Origin of the sequence: Streptomyces sp. NPDC057486 (genome assembly GCF_042802415.1) — a bacterium.
Taxonomy (GTDB): domain Bacteria; phylum Actinomycetota; class Actinomycetes; order Streptomycetales; family Streptomycetaceae; genus Streptomyces; species Streptomyces yanii.
This window is the reverse complement of the sequence record NZ_JBHVEE010000063.1, coordinates 34,857-53,745: the sequence shown is the minus strand read 5'-3', so window position 1 is coordinate 53,745 and position 18,889 is coordinate 34,857. Positions and strand designations below refer to the sequence as shown.

Here is an 18,889-nt window from a genome sequence, read left to right as displayed (position 1 = left end):
GGCCGGGGGGGTGGGGCGGGCCGGGTGTGCCCCCCCCTGTGGGGGAGGCAACTCGCGGACGGTGAGTCAGTTGCCGTTGTCGCGCGGGTGGCGGGCGGCCAGTGCGTGGAGCGTGCCGTCGTCGGTGAGGGCGATCACCCAGTCACCGCTGACGGAGAGCGCCGAGGCCACGCTGGCGCCGAGGTTGTACTCGGTCAGCCGCTTGCCGGTGGCACGGTCCAGGACGACCAGGCGGCCGTCCCGGGTGCCCGCATACACCAGGTCCTTGGTGACCAGGGCGTGCATCGCGGGCGAACCGGGACCCTCGGTGCACCCCTGGGCGACCCGCCACTTGTCGTCCATCGGGCTCCTGCCGGGCAGGTAGCCGACCTTGGTCTCCCAGAGCGGCTTGGACGGGTCGGACGCGCTGGTGTCGAAGGCACGGATGACGCCGTCGCGGCCCGCTGTGTAGGCGATGTCGCCCCAGATGGCGGGGCTCGTCAGCGGGGCCTTGCCGGGCTCGCAGGTCCACGGGTCGTTCGCCGCGGACTGCCACAGGACGTTGCCGGTCTTGAGGTCGTGCCCGCGGGCACCGCTCGTCGTCACCGTCACCAGCTGCGGGTCTCCCTGGGCCGGATCGGTCAGGGCCGGGGAGGAGTGGCTGTCGATGCCGCCGTCGGTGCCCTTCGCCCACAGCTGGCGGCAGCCGACGAGGTCCATGGCGACCACGGTGCTGCTGGAGTCGGTGTGCAGGTAGGCGATGTCGGAACCGGGCCGGCGGACAGCCGTGCTGTGGAACTGACCCCAGTTCGTCGCGCCGTTGAAGCCGCCCAGCAGGTCGCCGGTCTTGGCGTCACGGCACTGGATCTTGTTCCAGTCCTGGTAGACGGCGACCGTGCGCTGCGCGTCCTTCAAGTCGAAGACGGTGACCGGACCACCGGCGCGCCCATAGCGGCGGACGGTGTTGCCGTGCTGCTCCTCCTTCTCCACCGCCTGCCAGACGACGTGGCCGTCCTCGGCGTCCAGCGCGTAGATCCGGCCGACCGCGGTGGTCAGATAGACCTTGCCGTCGTGGAAGGTCGGTGCCGACTCGGCGTCACCGTCCAGGTAGGTACGCCAGATCTCGCGGCCGGACTTGATGTCGTAGGCCAGCATCATATGGTTCGGCGAGTCGAACGCCCTGGAGGAGACGATCACCTTGCCGTCCACCACGACCGACCCGTTGAGGTTGAACTGCTCGCCGGTGTTGGCCGCCCACTGCAGGTCGAGCTCGGTGCCCGGGTTGTCGCCGCTGGCGGAGCGACCCGCCTCGTCCCCGCCCTGACGCAGCCAGTCCTGACCGGTCTTCGGGGTGGCCAGCTTGCCTTCGGGCACCACCGTGAAGGTGTTGGTGATGGTGTGCCACGCCTTGCCGCGGGTGTCGACCGCGGTCATCTCGGCCGTGTAGGTGTCCGGCCGGAGGCCAGGGAGGTGGTCGCTGACCCGGGTCCAGGAGGTCCGGGTCTCCGGGCAGGGCTCGGGAGTGGTGCTACCCGGAGGCGTGTAGCAGTTCTCGATGCCGGTCTTGCGGACTCCGCTGCCGAACTTCATACGCTCCTCGTGCCAGGCGATGTGGCCGCGCGAGTCGCGAAGGGTCAGCGAGGCCGTGGCCGGGGTGCGCCCGGCGTCCTCGGCGTACAACTGGATCGGTATACCTGCGCTGTTGCCGTGCACACTGCCCTGGGCGGGACTGACCAGCGCGACAGCGTTGCGGACGTCGAACTGGCGGTGGGTGCCCATCACATAGCCGGTGTCCTCGTTGCGCTTCGTGCCCGGGTCGTCGTAGATGCCCTTGAAGTCGAGGATCTTGTAGTCCGGGTGGGAACCGTCGATGCCGTACTTGCCCTGGTTGTTGATCTCGACCGAGCGGTCGAAGGCGCCACGCCGGTACTCGGCCTGCTGGTTGTGGCCCGCGGCGAACATCCGCACGTCGTACTTGGACAGCTCGTCGATGGTCGGCTGCATGCCGGCCCCCGGACCCCACTGGGTGAACAGCGACCGGTGTGCGAAGACCAGCACCTGCTTGCCGGCCGCGTGGCGCTTGAGATCCTCACGCAGCCATTCCAGCTGCGGCTTCAGACCGCTGGAGTCGTAGTTGTCCTCAAGGACGACGATGTGCCGGCCGTTGCGGTCGAAGCTGTACCACTCCGGGCCCATGTTGCGGCGGAAGTACTCCAGGCTGCCCGCATAGCCCTGGGAGGTGGCGGTGCCGCCTATGTCGTGGTTGCCGACCACTGGGTAGAAGGGCATGCCGAGCCTGCCGTCCACCAGGCCCTTGCGCAGGAGGTCGTAGCCAACCTGTCGGCGGGGCTCCGAGGCGTAGTCGGTGACCGTCAGGTCGCCGGTCGCGATCACCATCGACGCGCCGTCGAGTTGAGACATCGCCTCGACCTGGCCGGTCCACTCCGGCAGCGTGCTGCGCGCGGCCCCGTCCGAGGTGTTGGACACCTCGCCGTCGGAGTCCATCAGCCACTTCTCGGTGGGGTTGGCGGCGTTCTTGTCCGGCACCAGGGCGAAATCGATGCCGGTGCTCGGACCGCCCTCGGGCACCTTGTGGAAGTACTCCGGGACGTAGTCGTCGCGCAGTGCGGGGGTGTAGCCGTTCGGGGAGACGATGCTGACGAGGTCGGTCTCCCGGCGGGTCGGGTCCATCTGCAGGGTGTAGGAGCCGTCGGGGCCGGTCGTCGTCCAGATGGCGCCGTCCGTGACATCGACCCCGGGCATCGCAGCCTCGCCCGCGTCGCGCTTGCCGTTGCCGTTGGTGTCCTCGAAGACGGTGCCCGTGACAGCGACCGTGTTCGCGGTCGCCGCTGCCCCCTCGGCGAGCGGCGCCGCCGAGGCCACTTGGGGAGCCAGGCAGGACAGCGTCACCGCGCCGACAGCGGCCAGCTTGACCCGCCCGCGGCCGGCGCGCACCCTGGCGACCAGCTGGGCGAACTGGAGGCGCCCGGTGCGGATCCGCCACACCACGAGCAGCAGTGCAGCGGCCGCTGCGATGCCGAGCGCCACCGCTGCCCACGGGAAGGTGGGAAGCGCGTGGGCACCCGACGCGTCGACGACGGGGGTCTGGGCGTTGGCATTGACCGTGGTGCCGTCGAACTCGGTGACGACCTGGGTCAGTCCGCCCTGCTGCAGCATTGCGCTCAGGTCGAGCTTGTCGACGTGGCAGCTCCACGCGAGCTCGACCACCACACCGCCGGGAACGCCTCCGCCGTCCCCGGCGACGCCGGAGCCGGTGGCAGGGCAGCTCGCGCTCAGCAGGTGCGACGCCCAGACACCTGCCTTCTGCGGTGACACCACGTCATGATGGACGATCAGCCGCCCACTGGTGACGTCGTCCTTGGTCGAAATGACGAGTTCGGCGTGCTCCGGTGACACATGCGCCGCAGCGGGCTGTGCACAGAAGCCCAGGATGAAGAGGAGCAGCGTAAGGCCTAGACCTGCTGCTCTGCGAAGGAATCTCATAGGCAAGGAAGCTAGCTTGACTGGACAACTTCTCGGTCTTGAAAGCGACAGTCTTCATCGAACGGTCTGCCGGAGTTCATGCGCGGGCGCGTGAGGTCTCCCATGGCGGCGCCGCTGCTCCGTTGCGGAAGACCTTGAAGGACACGCGATACCGCCCGGAGACAGGACGGAACAGCGGCGCGCATCGTGCCGACTCGGGTTGCTGCACACACGCGGGCGCAAACGCCGTCGCCACCGCCGGCAGCGGCTGGACCAGCCCGCCGAACAGGTTCCGCCCCTCCACTCCTTGCAGCAATCAACCGCGTTGCTCGGACCGCTCCACCACTGCACCCGCAGCATGAACCCCCGTGTCCGCACTCCGGGGGGCGCCTCGCAGCGGACTCACCTGCCTCAGCCACCAACTCGCAGCCCGAGCGCCGAGTTGAGCAGCAGAGTCCTCTGCAGGGGCAAATACGTCAGATCAGTGGCGTGTGGCACCGCGTCGGGGCAGGCGGGACCATCCCGTCGGCCCGGCAGTGGAGCGGTCCGCGGCTCTGGTGGCCGAGGCAGGTCAGAGCGGTCGGGTCGTGGCGACCAGGCGTCCCGCATGGTCCAGCACGGAGATGAATCGGATGTCGGGAAGATGCAGGGCGCTCGCCCCCGTCACGGCGGCGGTGCCGTTGGGGGTGATCGCCCAGGTCGCCGCCTGCTCCTTGCGGCCGTCTACCGAGGAGACCTGGAGGACGAAGGGTCCTGATGCCCCTGCGGGCAAGTCGGCCAGGGTGACGCTCACCGCGGTGCCCCAGGGCTTGGCTGTGAGCGTGGCACGGCCGGACACGGAGTACCCGGCCGCCGCGGTGAAGGCCGTGGCCGGGCCGGTCGAGTGCCGGAACGGAAGCATCAACCCCAGTCCGAGCCCGGCAACCACGATCAGGGCCGCAGCCAATGCCAGCCACTGCCGACGAGCCCGGCGCCTGCGTGCGACATCGGCGGCACGGACCTGCTCCAGCAGGCGGTCGAGCCCGCCCGACGAAGCCGGGGGCGCCGCATCGGTGTCGGCCTCGCGCGTGGCCTGGGGGCGGGTCGCGGGCATACTCGGGGCACGGCGCAACAGTCCCGCCAGCGGGGCCGAGCGCGCGAGCTCGTCACGGCATTCCTGGCACATGGGCAGGTGGGACTCCAGAACTCGGCGGTCGCTCTCGCTGAGACCGCCCAGCACATACGCGCCGATCAGCATGCGCACGTCATCGTGGTCGGTGCTCACCGTAGAACTCCCATTTCTTCAAAGGCTGCGCGCAGGTTGCGTACGGCGTAGTAGGCACGGGACTTGACCGTTCCCTCCGGGATCGTGAGCCGTGATGCGGACTCGGCGACGGTCAGCCCCTCGAAGTAGAGCGCCTGGATCACGTCACGATGCTCGCTGGACAAGCGTTCCAACGCTGCGGTAACCAGGTGCCCCTCCAGCGCCGACTCCACATCATCGGCAGAAGGTACAGCCGCGAGCGCCTCGTTGTCGTAGAGCGGTTCCGGACGCCGCTGCTCGGCGCGCCAGCCGTCGGTCAGCACGTTGCGCGCGATCGTGAAGAGATAGGAGCGGACGGTGGCGTGGCGTGGATCGATCCTGTCGATGCGGCGCCACGCCCGCAGCAGCGTCTCCTGCACGACATCCTCCGCCTGCTCAGGACTGCGCACGTACCTGCGCACGAAGGAGAGCAGCACATCGTGGTGCTCCGTGTACAACGCAGTCATCAACTGCTCGTCCGGCGTCACGCTCGATGGCCTCGTCTCGCAGGTTGGGGTCGCTTGGAGCATCGTCGGGCCCGGGCAGCGGGCGGTGGACAGTCCGCGCCCCGGGGAGGCGCGGAACCGGATCCGATCCATCCGACTCACTTCCATACCTGACCGCACCGACTGCGCCGTCTTCGAGGACGGCTGCGACGTGCGGTTTCTTGTGTCCTGAGGCACTGGTCGCGTGCCCTTGCGACTGCGTATACGACGGGCTGGGGGTTCAAGTTCACCCGCAGGCAGCGGACGAAGTCAGAATTTCGCCGTCTGCTGGAGCGAAGGCCCGTCAGCGCCCTTTGCAGCAGGGGTGTGCACGGTTGCGCTGACACGGGGGCGGCATCGAGATGAACGGGCACGCTGGTCGGCATCCTCGTCCCGCAAGCTCGGTGGACGCCGGACGATCCAACCCTGTGCTGTTGGATCCGGCAGGTTGGCAGGTTGTGGCCGGTCGGCGCAGGGTGACGAGCCCGGTCTTCAAACGCGACTGGCGGGGCTGCTTCCTCGTTGTCACCGCGGAACTGGAGCGTGTTTCACAAGCGGCGCCGTGCGACTCAGACCTCGGGAAGGGACGGATCGGGTGTCCAGGGGTTTGGTGCGGTGATGGACCAGCGTTCGTGGTCCCGCCAGCCCCCGTCGATGTAGAGGTAGGAGGGCGAAACCCCTTCGTAGCGGAAGCCCAGCCGCTGAACCAAGGCCAGGGATGCTTTGTTCGCCGGCTGAATGTTGGCCTCCAGCCGGTGGAGCCGCAGGTCGGTGAAGGCGTGCTGGAGGGTGACGGCGAGCCCTTCGGTCATGTACCCGTACCCGGCGGACGGGGCGAAGGCCGCATAGCCGAGAGACGCGCCCTGGTAGCGGCCCCGGATAATCGAGTTGATGTTGACCATGCCGGCGGCTGTGCCGGTCTCCCGGACACGGACCAGAAAGCCCCGGTTGGTGCCGTCGTCGAAGCGGCGCATCCAGAGCTGGAACTCCTCCGCGGTCGCGGGTAGCTGCATCCATGGCAGGTGCAGCTCGGAGCTGGCCCGCACGAGCGTGCAGAACTCGTCCTGGTCGGAGAGGGTGAGCGGGTGTAGTTCGACCCGTGACGGCATCTTGAGCATGCACCAACGTTAGGGCCTGCGAGGAGTGGTGACCCACGTAACAAGAACGTGCAGCCCTGGAAGCCGACATCCGAGCATGGGTCAAGAGCCGGAACGAAGGCCCCAAGCCGTTCATCTGGACCAAGGCAGCCGAGGAAATCCCCGATTCCCCCGGCCACTTCCACCGACGAATCTCCGGCGCAGAACACTCGTCGGCCTTCCGGCTGAACCGGGTGCCACAGGTGGTCGTACACATGGCCGCAAGCCTCCCAACACTCAGGAGAACAAGTCATGAGGAAGAAGAAGCTCGGCTGGTCCCTCGGCGCGGGTGCGGCCGTGATCCTCGGCCTGGGCACCGCCGCCTCCGGGCTGTTGTCCAGCGCGAATGCCTCGAGCCTTGACACGTCCGACTCCACCGCAACGCACCCGGTCGAGGTGAAGGTCTTGGCGCCCAAGCACGGCGACGACGCGGGCGTGGAGGGCAAGGGCTGGTTCGTGGACCTGAAGCTCTCCTTCCGGGGCAAGACCCTGGCCCAGACCGGCTTCAACGGGCTCCAGCTCACCGGCCCGGCCGCGCACAACAACATCGCCCCCTTCCCCGGCACGTTCTCCACCGGCCAGGACGACAAGATTCCTGGACTGGTCGTGCTGGACTCCACCACCAACAGCACCCTCCCCGGCTTCTCCGGGCCCGGCACCAACCTGGCCAACCTGTTCAACCTCTCCGGCGTCACCAACCGCACCCCGAACAAGACCGAACTGTGGGACACCTGGATCGTCGGCGCCCCCATCGTGGGGCAGGGTGTCGACACTTCCCTGAGCGTCGCCGTGGTCGACGACCTCGACCACGACGGCATCTACAACGACGCACCCAGCGTGGTGAAGGACCTCAACGGCGACGGGAAGATCGACGCCAAGGACCTGAAGCTGATGGGCGTCGCCTCCAACATCGTCACCGTCCCCTTCCACATCAACGCCGACCCCGCCTGACGCCGCCAGCTCAGAAGGGCACCGCTGCTGGACCTGTGAACTCCTGCGCGTGTGCCGCAGTGCCCCCCGGCGGCTGATGAGACGGAGCGACGCCGATGCTGTCCCGGCTGTCTTCCCCTGCTGCGTACGTGGGCCCCTGCGGACACCCACTGCTCGGCTGCAGACATGTCTGGGCACTGCCTGGACTCGCCGGCTCCCCGGATACATCACCGTCGACGCACACCCGGCCACGCCGAAGACTGCCCCTGCCCGTAGCGGCACCCCTGGTGCCGGCAAGCTTTGCCCCGTCGCGCCGCCCAGCACGCACGCTCGCCGCGTCGGCCAAAAGCCCTGGTAGCTCCGCTACGAGGACTTCCGGCCGCCTTGCGATCGCATGCATGCGATCGCACGCACTGGACGACGCTCCTCATGGGGCACACATTGCCGGTCACGGCACCGGTCGCGGGCAGGGCGTCCGGACCGACACGGCACCCGTACTCCGCAGGTTCCCGGACACAAGGCCCCACAGCCTCGGTCCGGGAACCTGCTGCGGCCAGTGCGAGGTCCTCAATTCTCCGCGTCCCGTCGCACATGACTGCCGCACGGACGTGCCAACACCTGGCCCCACCCATCATGAGGAGCTACTCCCTTGAACTCCCCGAAGACCCTTGCGGCCCTGGTGGCCTCTACGGCACTGCTGGTCGCCTCCGGCGCAGCGCCGAGCGTGGCCGCAGCCCCTCTGCCCGGGCGCGACCACACCTCCGTGGCACTCGCGTGGTACGACACCACAGCCGACGCAATCGCGACGGCCGGCTCATCACTCCCCCAGGTTTCCAACAGCCGTACCTGGGCGATCAGTTGGATCGCGGCGGCGCGGTCCCTGCAACACGTGCCGTCTGAGGTCGACCGCAGGGACTACCAGGACGCGGCGCTGGCTGCCGCGGTGCACCGCGCCCTGGTCGAGCTGGTGCCCACCCGTGCCCCGGAAGTGGATGCCGCCCTGCAGCGGACCCTGGATCAGATCCCCGACGGCCCGGCCGAGTCCTTGGGCGTCGCAGCCGGCGAACACCAGGCGCTGGAGGTCCTGCACGACCGCGAGGGGGACGGCCTGGATGCGGCCTCGGTGAACACCCCCTTCACCGTGCCGCCAGCCGCGCCAGGCGTCTGGCGACCCACCCCGCCCGCGTTCGCGCCCGCCATCCAGAACGGCAGCCGGTTCGCCCGGCCGTTCCTGCTGAAAAGCGGCAGCCAGTTCCGGCTGCCCGCGCCTCCCGCACTGACGTCCAAGCGGTACCAGGATGACCTCAAGGAGGTGCGAGACTTCGGCGAGCTGAACAGCACCGTGCGCACCGCGCAGCAGACCGACACAGCCAACTTCTGGTTCGACTCCTCGCTGGCCCTGTGGACCAAGCCGATTCGCGTCGCGCTCGCCGCCAGCTCCCACCAGCCGCTGCTCAAGCAGGCCGAACTCGTGGCCCTGGCCAACGCCGCGCTGGTGGACACCCAGATCGCCACCTCCGACAGCAAGTACACCTACCCTCTGTGGCGCCCCGTCACCGCGATCCGAACCGGCGTCGGCGAGATCCCCGCCGCCCCGTCATGGACCCCACTGCACACCACCCCGGCGCACCCGGACTACCCCAGCGGCCACAACACCTACGCAGGCGCCGCAGAAGCCGTGCTCACCGGCCTCGTAGGACCGCGCACAGCCCCGTTCACCCTGACCAGCGCCACCGCACCGGGCGTCGTCCGCACCTACACCGCATGGCACCAGCTCACGCATGAGAACACGGACGCGCGGGTCTGGCTGGGCATCCACACCCGTCTCGCGGACGAGGCCGGGGTCGAACTGGGAACCGATGTCGCCAGGTACGTCCTGGACCACGCCCGGTCGCTGTTCCAGGAGCACTGAATCGGCCGTGCGAACACCGCCTCGACTGTGCGCAAGCCGCTGCTCCGCTGCCAGTCGCCTGTGGACCCCGCCCGGCCAGAGACCGGGCGGGGTCCACCGTCAGCCGCTCCTGGCCGACTGCCCTGGCGCTCCCCCTGCGTCCGGGCGGCCACCCCAGTGGGTCCAGAACCTGCGACATGGACCAGGCGCCGTAGTTCGGGTGCTCGGTGAATGCCTCGGGCGCGACGATCCACGAGGTCTCGGGCAGTTTGCCGGCCTTCACATCGGCACGGAGGCTGTCGAAGACAGCTCTCGCGCACCTCGATAGGCGCTGCGCATCTCGAGGGAGGCCCGGAGCACGGCACTCCGAGTTCGTGAGCACCTTTCAGGAGGCCATGGGCGGGCTGGAGTTCCGCCTCCCTGAGTGAAGCGTCTCAGTTCGGTGTGCGCGGACCCGCACGCAGCAGGTCACCGATGCCACGTCGGCGTCCTGGCAGCGAGCCTGTCCATGCCCTGGCGGACGGTGTGGTTGTCGGTTGCGCTCGCCGGTGTCTCCTCCAGGGAGTGCCGGCGCGCGAATCCGGCTGCACGGGGGCGTGTCCGGCGTCGCAGGACGGGCGGGACGTCACGGCCATGCCTGGGCCCGGAGGTCGAGGCCCTGTGCGGCTCCGGTCCGGCGGCCACCGTCTGCCTTCGTCGGACTCACGTCGCGCCCGGACCCGTCTGACGGGCCAGTGGGTTGTTGCCTATCGAGTTGTGGACGCTGAAGCTCACCGCATCGGAGCGGTACCGGTCGTCGGACCACTCGACCGGGCGGCCCTCGCGGGTGGTTGTGACCCGCCGCACCCGCAGCAGCGGACTCGTGCGGCGCACACCCAGCAGTTCGGCGTCCTGCGCGCCCGCCGCGACCGCGTCGATCAGATGCTCGCCGTACGCGAATACCAGCCCCGTGTCCGCGAACAGCCGTTGCGTCACCGACGGGCAGTCCGCCTCGATGCGCTCGACAGCCGGGGCGATCCAGTCCGCGTACACCGTCCGTTCCAGGAGAACCGGTTCCCCGTCCAGGCCGCGCAGCCGCAGGACGTGGAGCACCGGAACGCCGGTCGGCGACTGGAGGCGCGCCGAGTCCTTGGCGGTTGCGGGGCGGTACTCCGAGGACACCACCCGGCCCGTCGCCGTACGCCCCATCGCGCGCGCCCATTGGGCGAAGCTGCGCAGCTCGGCGAAGCTCTGATTGCGGCGGCTGGCGAGCACCACGCGTCGCGCGCCCTGCCGGGACCCGATCAGCCCCTCCGACATCAGTGCGGCGATGGCCTGGCGGACGGTGCCGCGCGAGACGCCGTAGCGGGCGGCGAGTTCCGTCTCCGGGAGCAGTCGGCTGCCCACCGCGTATTCCTCGCGATCGATCGCCCGGCGCAACTCCTCGGCAATCTCCTCGTGTCGGGCTGTCATGGTCCCCTCTCGTGCTGTGCGCAGTGTGCAGATGAACCAGCCTAGACGAGACGGGAAGGGGACCGCTCCCCCGGAAGGGCTCCGGCGAGTGTCCAGAAGAATGGGGGTCGGAGTTGCCTCCCAGTTCACCGAGACGACATGGAGGGCGTGCCTACTGAGGTCAACTTGTTCAAACAAGTCCTCTGTCGAGCCCCCGCGGGAACCGCCGTCCGGGGCGCCACCCCAGGAGAGATCGTGACCGTGTCCCTGCCCAGGATCGCCGTCCTCACCGGCGGCCTCGCCGTCGCCGCACTCAGCCTCAGCGCCTGTGGCGCAGCCACCAGCCAGTCCGCTGCCACCCCCGACGGCAGGACGGCCGCCACCGCAACCTCCGCGACGGACTTCGGCGGCATGGACAACCTCGTCGCCGCGGCGAAGAAGGAGGGCACGCTGCACGCCATGGCTCTGCCCCGTGACTGGGCCAACTACGGCGCGCTGATCGACGGCTTCACCAAGAAGTACGGCATCAAGGTCGAGGTCGAGAACCCGGACGGCAGCAGCCAGGACGAGATCAACGCGGTCACCTCGCGCAAGGGCCAGGACCGTGCCCCCGACGTGCTGGACCTGGGTAGCTCGTTCGCGCTGAGCGGAGCCCAGCAGGGGCTGTTCGCCCCGTACAAGGTCGCCTCGTACGACGACATCCCGGCCGCGCAGAAGGACCCGCAGGCGCGCTGGTACAACGACTACGGCGGCTACGTCTCCATCGGATGCGACGCCAAGCGCGTCAAGCACTGCCCCACCACCTTCAAGGACCTCCTGAGGCCCGAGTACAAGGGCCAGGTCGCACTCAACGGCAACCCGACCAAGTCCGGCTCCGCGTTCGGCGGCGTCTACGCGGCGGCCCTGGCGAATGGCGGCTCCCTCGACGAAATCCAGCCGGGACTGGACTTCTTCGCCGAGCTGAAGAAGAACGGCAACTACACGCCGGTCGAGTCGACTCCGGCCACCGTCGAGAAGGGCGAGACGCCCATCAGCATCGACTGGGACTACCTCAACGCCGGCTACGCGGACGAGTTCAAGGGCAAGGGGGTCGACTGGAAGGTCGCCGTCCCGTCAGACGGCCAGTACGCGCAGTACTACTCGCAGGCCATCACCAAGGACGCGCCGCACCCCGCCGCCGCCCGCCTCTGGCAGGAGTACCTGTACAGCGTCGAGGGACAGAACCTCTGGCTCCAGGGCTACGCCCGCCCGGCGCTGATGCCCGCCATGGAGGAGGCCGGGACGCTCGACAAGGACGCCGCCGCCAAGCTGCCCAAGCTCTCCGGCTCGGTCACGTTCCCGACCGAGGCCCAGCAGAACAAGGCCAAGGGCATCATCGCCCAGGGCTGGGGCAAGGCCGTCTCGGGATGACCTCCGGCATGACTGTCACTTCTGTGCCTGCCCGCGTCGACGCCGCGCCCGCCGGTCGGCGGCCCCGGCGTGCCGGATGGCTCGCCGTCGTTCCGTTGCTCGTCTTCGTCGCGATCGCCTTCGGGATCCCGGCCCTGGCCATGCTGAACGGCGCTTTCACCGTCAAGGACCCGGCCACCGGCGCCACTTCCTACACCACCGCAAATCTGACCGGGTCGCTGCACGGCGCCTATCTGACGGCGCTCCTGGGCAGCGTCAAGCTGTCCGCCGTCTCGGCGGCCATCGGTATGCTCCTCGGGCTGCTGCTCGCCCAGGCCGTGGTGGTCTCCCGCTTCCGCGCACTGCGCGAAGCCGTACTCACCGCCTCCGGGGTGCTCGCGAACTTCGGCGGCGTCCCGCTCGCCTTCGCCTTCGTCGCGACGCTCGGCAACTCCGGCGTCCTGACGAGCCGTCTGGGCCTGGCCGACATGGGCTGGACCCTGTACAGCTTCTGGGGCCTGACCCTCACGTACCTCTATTTCCTGATCCCGCTGATGGTCCTCACCATCACGCCCGCCCTCGAGGGGCTGCGCTCCCAGTGGCGCGAAGCCGCGCAGAACAGCGGCGCCACGGCTGCGCAGTACTGGCGGCACGTCGCCCTGCCGGTACTCGCGCCGTCGCTGCTCGGCGGCCTGGTGCTGCTGTTCGGCAGCGCGTTCGCCGCCTACGCCACCGCCGCCGCGATGGTCGGCAGCTCGGTCCCGCTGGTCACGCTGCAGATCGCCGACGCCATCTCCGGCAACGTCCTGGTAGGCCAGGAGAACGTGGCGCTGGCACTCAGCCTCGACATGGTCCTCGTCGCGGGCCTGGTGATGGCCGTGTACCTGCCCCTGCAACGACGGAGCGCACGATGGCTCGCCTGAACACCACCTTGCGCCCCTGGCGGGTCGCGGTCCTCGGCGTCGCGGCGCTGTACTTCCTGGTGCCGCTGGCAGCGTCTGTCATCTTCACGGTCGACGTGCCGGGTCAGGGCCTGAACGTCGATGCGTATGCGCGGATCCTCGGCACCGAAGGCTTCCTGCCCAGCCTGGTGCTCTCCCTCGAACTGGCCGCCGCCACGATCGCGGTCGTTCTGCTGCTGATGGTGCCCGCCATGGTCGCGCTGCGGCTCGGCGCGCCCCGGCTGCGGCCCGTCGTCGAGGTCGTCTGCTCGCTGCCGCTGATCGTCCCGCCGATCGCGTACGTCGCCGGGATCGGAACGGTCCTCAAATGGGGGCCCGAGTACCTCTCGGCGACGCCGCTCTTCCAGACGTTCGTCACGCTCCAGAACCCGGACTTCCCGGTCGTGCTCGTCCTCGCCTACGTCGTGATGGCTCTGCCGTTCGTCCACCGTGCCCTTGACGCGGGGCTGCGCGCGGTCGACGTGCGCACGCTCGTCGAGGCCGCCCGCAGCTGCGGCGCGGGCTGGCCGCAGGCCCTCGTCCGCGCGGTGCTGCCGAATCTCCGCGGCGCGCTGCTGAACGCGGCGTTCCTCACGCTGGCGCTCGTGCTGGGCGAGTTCACGGTCGCCCAGCTCCTCGGCTTCCAGCCATTCGCCGTCTGGATCTACAGCATCGGCGGCTCGCAGGCCCAGATGTCCGTCGCCGTGTCCGTGCTCAGCCTGTTCATGACCTGGGCACTCCTCCTGGCCGTCGCCACCCTCGGCGGCCGCCGTACTCCCTCCCGTACCGCCTCCCAGGGATGACCCCCACCATGACGATCACCACGCTGGAGAAGGCCGCCACGACCGGCGCCGCAACCGTCGAATTCCGCGGTATGCGCCGGAGGTTCGGCGCGACCGTCGCCCTCGACGGCCTCGACCTGACCGCGCGGCCCGGTGAACTCCTCGCCCTGCTCGGCCCGTCCGGCTGCGGCAAGACCACCGCACTGCGCCTGCTCGCCGGGTTCGAACACCCGGACTCCGGCGAGGTCCTCGTCGACGGCGAGGACGTGACCCGGGTGCCGGCCCACCGTCGCGGTGCCGGGATGGTCTTCCAGTCGTACAGCCTCTTCCCGCACCTCAGCGCGGTCGACAACGTCGCGTTCGGGATGCGCATGCGCAGGATTCGAGGAGTCGAGCGGCGCGCTCGTGCCGGCGAGCTGCTGGAGCTGGTCGGCCTGGGGGACAAGGGCGAACGCTTCCCGCACCAGCTCTCCGGCGGGCAGCAGCAGCGCGTCGCGCTCGCCCGCGCGCTCGCGCTGCGCCCGCGAGTCCTGCTGCTCGACGAACCGCTGTCCGCGCTCGACGCCAAGGTCCGGCTGACACTCCGCGAGGAGATCCGCCGCCTTCAGCAGGAACTCGCCATCACCACAATCTTGGTGACGCATGATCAGGAAGAGGCGCTGTCGATGGCCGACCGGGTCGCCGTGATGCGCGCGGGGCGGCTCGAGCAGTGCGCGGCCCCCGCCGAACTGTACGCGCGACCCGCCACTGCCTTCGTCGCTGAGTTCGTCGGCACCATGAGCCGGATCCCGGGCGTCCTCGACGCCGAACGCACGACGGTGGCGGTCCTGGGACGACGGTTGCCCGTGGAGGGCGAGCCGGGCGGAAGCACCGACGTGCACGTTCTCGTACGACCCGAGGCCGTCCAGCTCACCGCAGACGACACCGGCGATGCCCAGGTCGTCGCCACCGCCTTCCTCGGCGCCGTCACTCGCGTCACCGTCCGCCTCGCCGACGGCACCGAGATCAAGGCCGACCTGCAGACGCACGAGGCAGCGGCACTCGCCCCGGGCGCCGCCGTGACCGTGGCCCTCCCGGACCGGCCGGTGCTGGTCGCGGCGCGACGCGGCTGAGACCCGGCGCCCGCCGCATCCGGAATGCCCGCCGGACCGCTGGTGCTGCGACCGGAAAGATTCACCGGCTCGCGACGCCCGGAACGGCACCTCGCCGCGTTGTCGCCTCACCCGAGCACGTCCGGTGCGCGGGCAATCCTCCGCCCTGCGATCCACCGCGCCGGACGCCGCGAGCTTCCCGGCAAACCTTTCCGGTCCGCAGCACCAGGTAGTTCTGCCCTGCCATACGCCAGCACCCGCACTACGCCGAACCTCTGAAAGAGACCTCCGTGAAGCACTCCCGCGCCACCCCCGTCCAGTCACCCGCGCTGGGGGCCGTGCTCTTCGACATGGACGGCACCCTCGTGGACACCGAGCAGCTGTGGTGGGGGGCCGTCGACGAGGTGGCCGCCGGGCTGGGGTACGCGCTCACGGCAGTCGACCAGCCGGATGTGCTGGGCCGCCCCGTGGAGCACACGGCGATGGTGCTGGGCCGGGCCGCCGGCGCGCCGGTCGGCGCGGTCGCCGCTGAGCTCCACCGGAAGTTCGCGGCCCGGGTGCGTGCCGACGTCGTGCCGCGCCCCGGCGCAGTCGAACTGCTCGTGGCACTGCGCGGCGAGGGCGTTCCCACCGCCCTTGTCACGGCCTCACCGCGGCACGTCGCCGACACTGTCGTGAAGGCCCTGGAGTCGCTGGGCGCAGGCCGGTTCACCACCACGGTCACCGCCGACGACACGCTCCGCACGAAACCCGACCCCGAGCCGTACCTCGCTGCCTGCCAAGCCCTGGGCGTGGTCCCGGCCGCCTGTGTAGCCGTGGAGGACACTCCCACGGGCGTCGCTTCGGCGGAGGCGGCGGGCTGCCACGTCCTCGCGGTCCCGTCCGTTGCACCGATCGAACCGGCGGCCCGGCGCACGGTTCTCGGGAGCCTCAAAGAGGCGTCCCCGGGTCTGCTGACTGCGCTGGTGCGCGCCGGGGTGCCGGGGCCGCGTGCGCTCGGCGAGCCGACGCCGGTTCAGGGGACGCATGTCCCGGGCGGGCCCGACGACGGATCCGCCCCTGCCCCTACCGCAAGGCGACGGCAGGCCCCGCCACCGCACCCGCGGCCGCGAGTGTGACCCGGCCTTCGACGCCGCCCTCCCCCGGTGCCCGCGCTTCCTCGACGACGAGCTCACCACCCGCAGGCATGGCGCACTGCCCGAGCAGCGTACGTCTGCGCAGTTCGACCGACGCGGCTCCGGGTTACGAGCGCTGACCGATGCCCGCGACGCCGCGGTCGTCGCGGACGCCACCCGCACCATGCCCCACGCCCTGCGCTCGCCGGAGCTCGGCGACGAGGTCACCGCCGAGCTGACCGTCCTCGTCGGCTTCGACCAGGACTTCGCAGCCGAGGCCACCCGCACCAGCAACCGCATCCGCGGGATTGCCCCCGCATCACCGAGTCCCGCTCCGGGGAGCCCACGCGTCCCTCGGCACATGGCGACACCGCACACCCCCCCGACCCGCATCTATGGCTGTCCGCCCCATGGGGGAGCTCTCCCGCACCGCCCTACTGTGGCGGACCTGGACCACCGAGCCCGCCCCTGACCGGAGAGCCGCGATGCGCAGAGTAACGAGCACCCTGCTCGGCCTGCTTCTCACACTGCTGAGCCTCGGAGCAGCCACCACACCGGCCCACGCCGCCCCACCCACCTACCTCACCCTCGAAGCCACCTACACCACCGTTGCCAACGGCTGGGATCGCGTCGACCGCTACCTCGACACCACCAGCGGTTTTCATTCCGAGCAGTACCCCCCGGACGGCCGAGGCGACCAGGACGGCCAGCGACGCACCTTCTTCAACGGCGTCAAGCAGCCCTACTCCGGCCGTTTTCTCCTCTACTCCGCCCCCGGCTGGAACAGAGGCAGTCACCCGACCCCCGTCCTCCTCGTCCACGGCGCCAACGACAACGCCGACCGCGCCTGGGCCAACCCCGGCGAATCCGGTGGCTACGGCTGCGGCACCATCTCCTGCCCCAGCACCGGACTCATGCAGTACCTCGCCGACCGCGGCTACCGCGTCTTCGCGATCAACTTCGCCCATAAGCAGGGCGACAACCTGATGCAGGCACAGCAGGTCGGCGACGCCATAGCCGTCATCAAGGACCGGCTCGGCGTCAGCCAGGTGGACCTCGTCGGCTGGAGCAAGGGGGAGATGTCCACCCGAGCCTACGTCTCCTCGGTGCACCCCACTTGGGGACGTCCCTACGCCGGAGACGTACGCCGCCTCATCACTCTCGGCGGCCCCAACGGCGGCTACGACTACCCCTACGCCCACGGCTGGGCCCACGACTTCAGCGTCTGGCCCCAATGCGGCGGCAGCGTCAACGCCCCCTCGCCCCACCTCTACATGACCTGCTACGGCACCTACACCGCCCACCCCGAATTCGCCTTCGCTCCCACCAACGGCTACGACGCCTATCCCGGACAGCGCCAGATGCTCGCCCGCTGGGACACCGCCTACGGCATCGACATGACCCAACAGGACTGGTACACCACCTACTACGGTGGCCAGGGCTTCTACACCTCCGGCAGTGGCATCCAGGCCGCCATCGACGCCGGCTCCCTGATCACCCCCCTCCACAAGGCAGGCATCCCCGGCACCGTCGCCACCTATCTCCTCGCCGGCGGATCCCCCAACGTCCTCGGCATCTACAACGAGAACCGCGGCCCCAGCGACGGCGTGGTCTTCATCAACAGTGCCCTCGACCGCACCGGCATCGCCAACGTTGCCGGCACATCCCTCATCACCACCGCCAACCACCTCCAACTTGGCTGGCACTCCTCCGCCTGCGCCCAGATCGCCGCCTGGCTCGGCTGACCTGCCACTCCTCAAGGACGGACCATGACCGCGCCCGCACTCCTCCCCGGCATCCACGCTCGACTCATCACCACCCCCCGGCTCACCCTCAACCTCCTCGAACTCCCCGACCGGACCGGTGAACCCGTCCTCTTCGTCCACGGCAACGTCTCCGCCGCCACCTTCTGGCAGCAGGCCATGCTCGACCTGCCCCATGCCTACCGCCCCCTCGCCGTCGACCTCCGCGGCTTCGGCGGCACCGACCCCCTTCCCATCGACGCCACACGCGGCCTCCGGGACTACAGTGACGACCTCACCGCCCTACGCGACGCCCTCGCCCTCGACCGCATCCACCTCGTCGGCTGGAGCATGGGCGGCGGCATCGCCCTCCAGCACCTCCGCGATCACCCCACCGCCGTCCGCAGCCTCACCCTCGTCAACCCCGTCTCCCCGTACGGCTTCGGCGGTACCCACGGCCCCGACGGCCGACTCAACCACCGCGACGGCGCCGGCTCCGGCGCAGGCACCGTCAACCCGGAATTCGTCCGGCGCCTCACCGAAGGCGACCGCAGCGAGGACTCACAGCTCTCCCCCCGCGCCGTCCTTGCCTCCAGCTACGTAAAGCCGCCGCTCCGCCCCGCACTCGAGGACGCCTTCGTCGACGCCATGCTCTCCACCCGCACCGGTGACGACCACTACCCCGGCGACACCCGTCCCAGCGACCACTGGCCCGGCACCGCCCCTGGCTCCCGAGGTGTCCTCAACGCCATGGCCCCCACCCACTTCCGTATTGACGACCTGCACCGGATCGACCCCAAACCGCCCATCGGCTGGATCCGCGGCACCGACGATCTCATCGTCTCCGACACCTCGCTCTTCGACCTCGCCCACCTCGGTGCACTCGGCGCCGTACCCGGCTGGCCCGGCGCCTACCACTGCCCTGCCCAACCCATGCTCGCCCAGACCCGCCACGCACTCGACCACTACGCCGCCGCGGGCGGCCACGTCCGCGAAACTGCCATCCCTGACGCCGGCCACGCCGTACACATCGACAAACCCAAGGAGTTCACCGCCGCCCTTCTGGACACCCTCACCGCGGGCCGGTGAAGCGGCCGAGGGATTGCCTTTCAGCCAGGCGGTCCCCATGCCGTTGAGCGCACCCCAGACGATTACGGTCGGCGGCCGGCGTACGAGGACCGACAGCAGGAAGATCACGCCGAGGGCGAGGCT

The 18,889-nt window shown here is 69.8% G+C and carries 13 protein-coding genes and 3 pseudogenes; 10 read left to right on the top strand and 6 right to left on the bottom strand.

Annotated elements, in window-relative coordinates; translation table 11 throughout:
- Positions 1-66 precede the first annotated feature (66 nt).
- From ACFU6I_RS26805 to ACFU6I_RS26790, 4 genes are all read right to left on the bottom strand, one after another.
- A complete protein-coding gene (locus tag ACFU6I_RS26805; protein ID WP_384371322.1) occupies positions 67-3,483 on the bottom strand; it encodes a PQQ-binding-like beta-propeller repeat protein in 3,417 nt (1,138 codons plus the stop codon).
- 550 nt (positions 3,484-4,033) lie between these two features.
- The gene (locus ACFU6I_RS26800; RefSeq protein ID WP_384371320.1) at positions 4,034-4,726 is read right to left on the bottom strand and encodes an anti-sigma factor family protein; all 693 of its coding nucleotides are present in this window, start codon (positions 4,724-4,726) and stop codon (positions 4,034-4,036) included.
- On the bottom strand, positions 4,723-5,232 hold the full coding sequence (locus tag ACFU6I_RS26795; protein WP_384371318.1) for a sigma-70 family RNA polymerase sigma factor: 510 nt from the start codon (positions 5,230-5,232) through the stop codon (positions 4,723-4,725). Before ACFU6I_RS26795 ends, ACFU6I_RS26800 begins: the two co-directional genes overlap by 4 nt.
- Positions 5,233-5,798: 566 nt before the next feature.
- Positions 5,799-6,347: a GNAT family N-acetyltransferase gene (locus tag ACFU6I_RS26790; protein WP_384371316.1), complete on the bottom strand. Its 549-nt coding sequence runs from the start codon at positions 6,345-6,347 to the stop codon at positions 5,799-5,801.
- Positions 6,348-6,617: 270 nt separating this feature from the next.
- Here ACFU6I_RS26790 and ACFU6I_RS26785 point away from each other — a divergent pair, with 270 nt between their 5' ends.
- Together ACFU6I_RS26785 and ACFU6I_RS26780 are read left to right on the top strand one after the other, a co-directional pair.
- Complete coding sequence (locus ACFU6I_RS26785) at positions 6,618-7,316, top strand: hypothetical protein (protein ID WP_384371314.1); 699 nt, start codon at positions 6,618-6,620, stop codon at positions 7,314-7,316.
- Positions 7,317-7,944: 628 nt separating this feature from the next.
- Complete coding sequence (locus tag ACFU6I_RS26780; protein WP_384371312.1) at positions 7,945-9,207, top strand: vanadium-dependent haloperoxidase; 1,263 nt, start codon at positions 7,945-7,947, stop codon at positions 9,205-9,207.
- A gap of 142 nt (positions 9,208-9,349) precedes the next feature.
- Here ACFU6I_RS26780 and ACFU6I_RS26775 read toward each other — a convergent pair.
- Both ACFU6I_RS26775 and ACFU6I_RS26770 read right to left on the bottom strand, forming a co-directional pair.
- Positions 9,350-9,568 (bottom strand): annotated as a pseudogene (locus tag ACFU6I_RS26775) (alkaline phosphatase family protein); the annotation flags it as partial.
- Positions 9,569-9,888: 320 nt separating this feature from the next.
- Entirely contained in the window at positions 9,889-10,638 is a 750-nt protein-coding gene (locus ACFU6I_RS26770) for a GntR family transcriptional regulator (RefSeq protein WP_384371310.1), read from the bottom strand.
- Positions 10,639-10,872: 234 nt separating this feature from the next.
- Here ACFU6I_RS26770 and ACFU6I_RS26765 point away from each other — a divergent pair, with 234 nt between their 5' ends.
- The 8 genes and pseudogenes from ACFU6I_RS26765 to ACFU6I_RS26730 all read left to right on the top strand — a co-directional run bounded on the left by ACFU6I_RS26765 (position 10,873) and on the right by ACFU6I_RS26730 (position 18,766).
- Positions 10,873-12,027 (top strand): ABC transporter substrate-binding protein, encoded by a 1,155-nt coding sequence (locus tag ACFU6I_RS26765; RefSeq protein WP_384371308.1) that lies wholly within the window; start codon positions 10,873-10,875, stop codon positions 12,025-12,027.
- Positions 12,028-12,035: 8 nt separating this feature from the next.
- Entirely contained in the window at positions 12,036-12,929 is an 894-nt protein-coding gene (locus ACFU6I_RS26760) for an ABC transporter permease (RefSeq protein ID WP_384371306.1), read from the top strand.
- A complete protein-coding gene (locus ACFU6I_RS26755; RefSeq protein ID WP_384371303.1) occupies positions 12,917-13,750 on the top strand; it encodes an ABC transporter permease in 834 nt (277 codons plus the stop codon). Before ACFU6I_RS26760 ends, ACFU6I_RS26755 begins: the two co-directional genes overlap by 13 nt.
- Before the next feature lie 8 nt (positions 13,751-13,758).
- Positions 13,759-14,841 (top strand): ABC transporter ATP-binding protein, encoded by a 1,083-nt coding sequence (locus ACFU6I_RS26750; RefSeq protein WP_384371301.1) that lies wholly within the window; start codon positions 13,759-13,761, stop codon positions 14,839-14,841.
- A 254-nt stretch (positions 14,842-15,095) separates the two neighbouring features.
- Positions 15,096-15,788 (top strand): annotated as a pseudogene (locus ACFU6I_RS26745) (HAD family hydrolase); the annotation flags it as partial.
- Positions 15,789-16,048: 260 nt separating this feature from the next.
- A pseudogene (locus ACFU6I_RS26740) lies at positions 16,049-16,245 on the top strand (transposase); the annotation flags it as partial.
- A 175-nt stretch (positions 16,246-16,420) separates the two neighbouring features.
- Positions 16,421-17,680 carry an esterase/lipase family protein gene (locus ACFU6I_RS26735; RefSeq protein ID WP_384371299.1) on the top strand — a complete coding sequence of 420 codons (1,260 nt, stop codon included), beginning with the start codon at positions 16,421-16,423 and terminating at the stop codon, positions 17,678-17,680.
- Positions 17,681-17,704: 24 nt separating this feature from the next.
- Positions 17,705-18,766, top strand: coding sequence for an alpha/beta fold hydrolase (locus ACFU6I_RS26730; protein ID WP_384371297.1), 1,062 nt, complete (start codon positions 17,705-17,707; stop codon positions 18,764-18,766).
- Positions 18,767-18,889 lie beyond the last annotated feature (123 nt).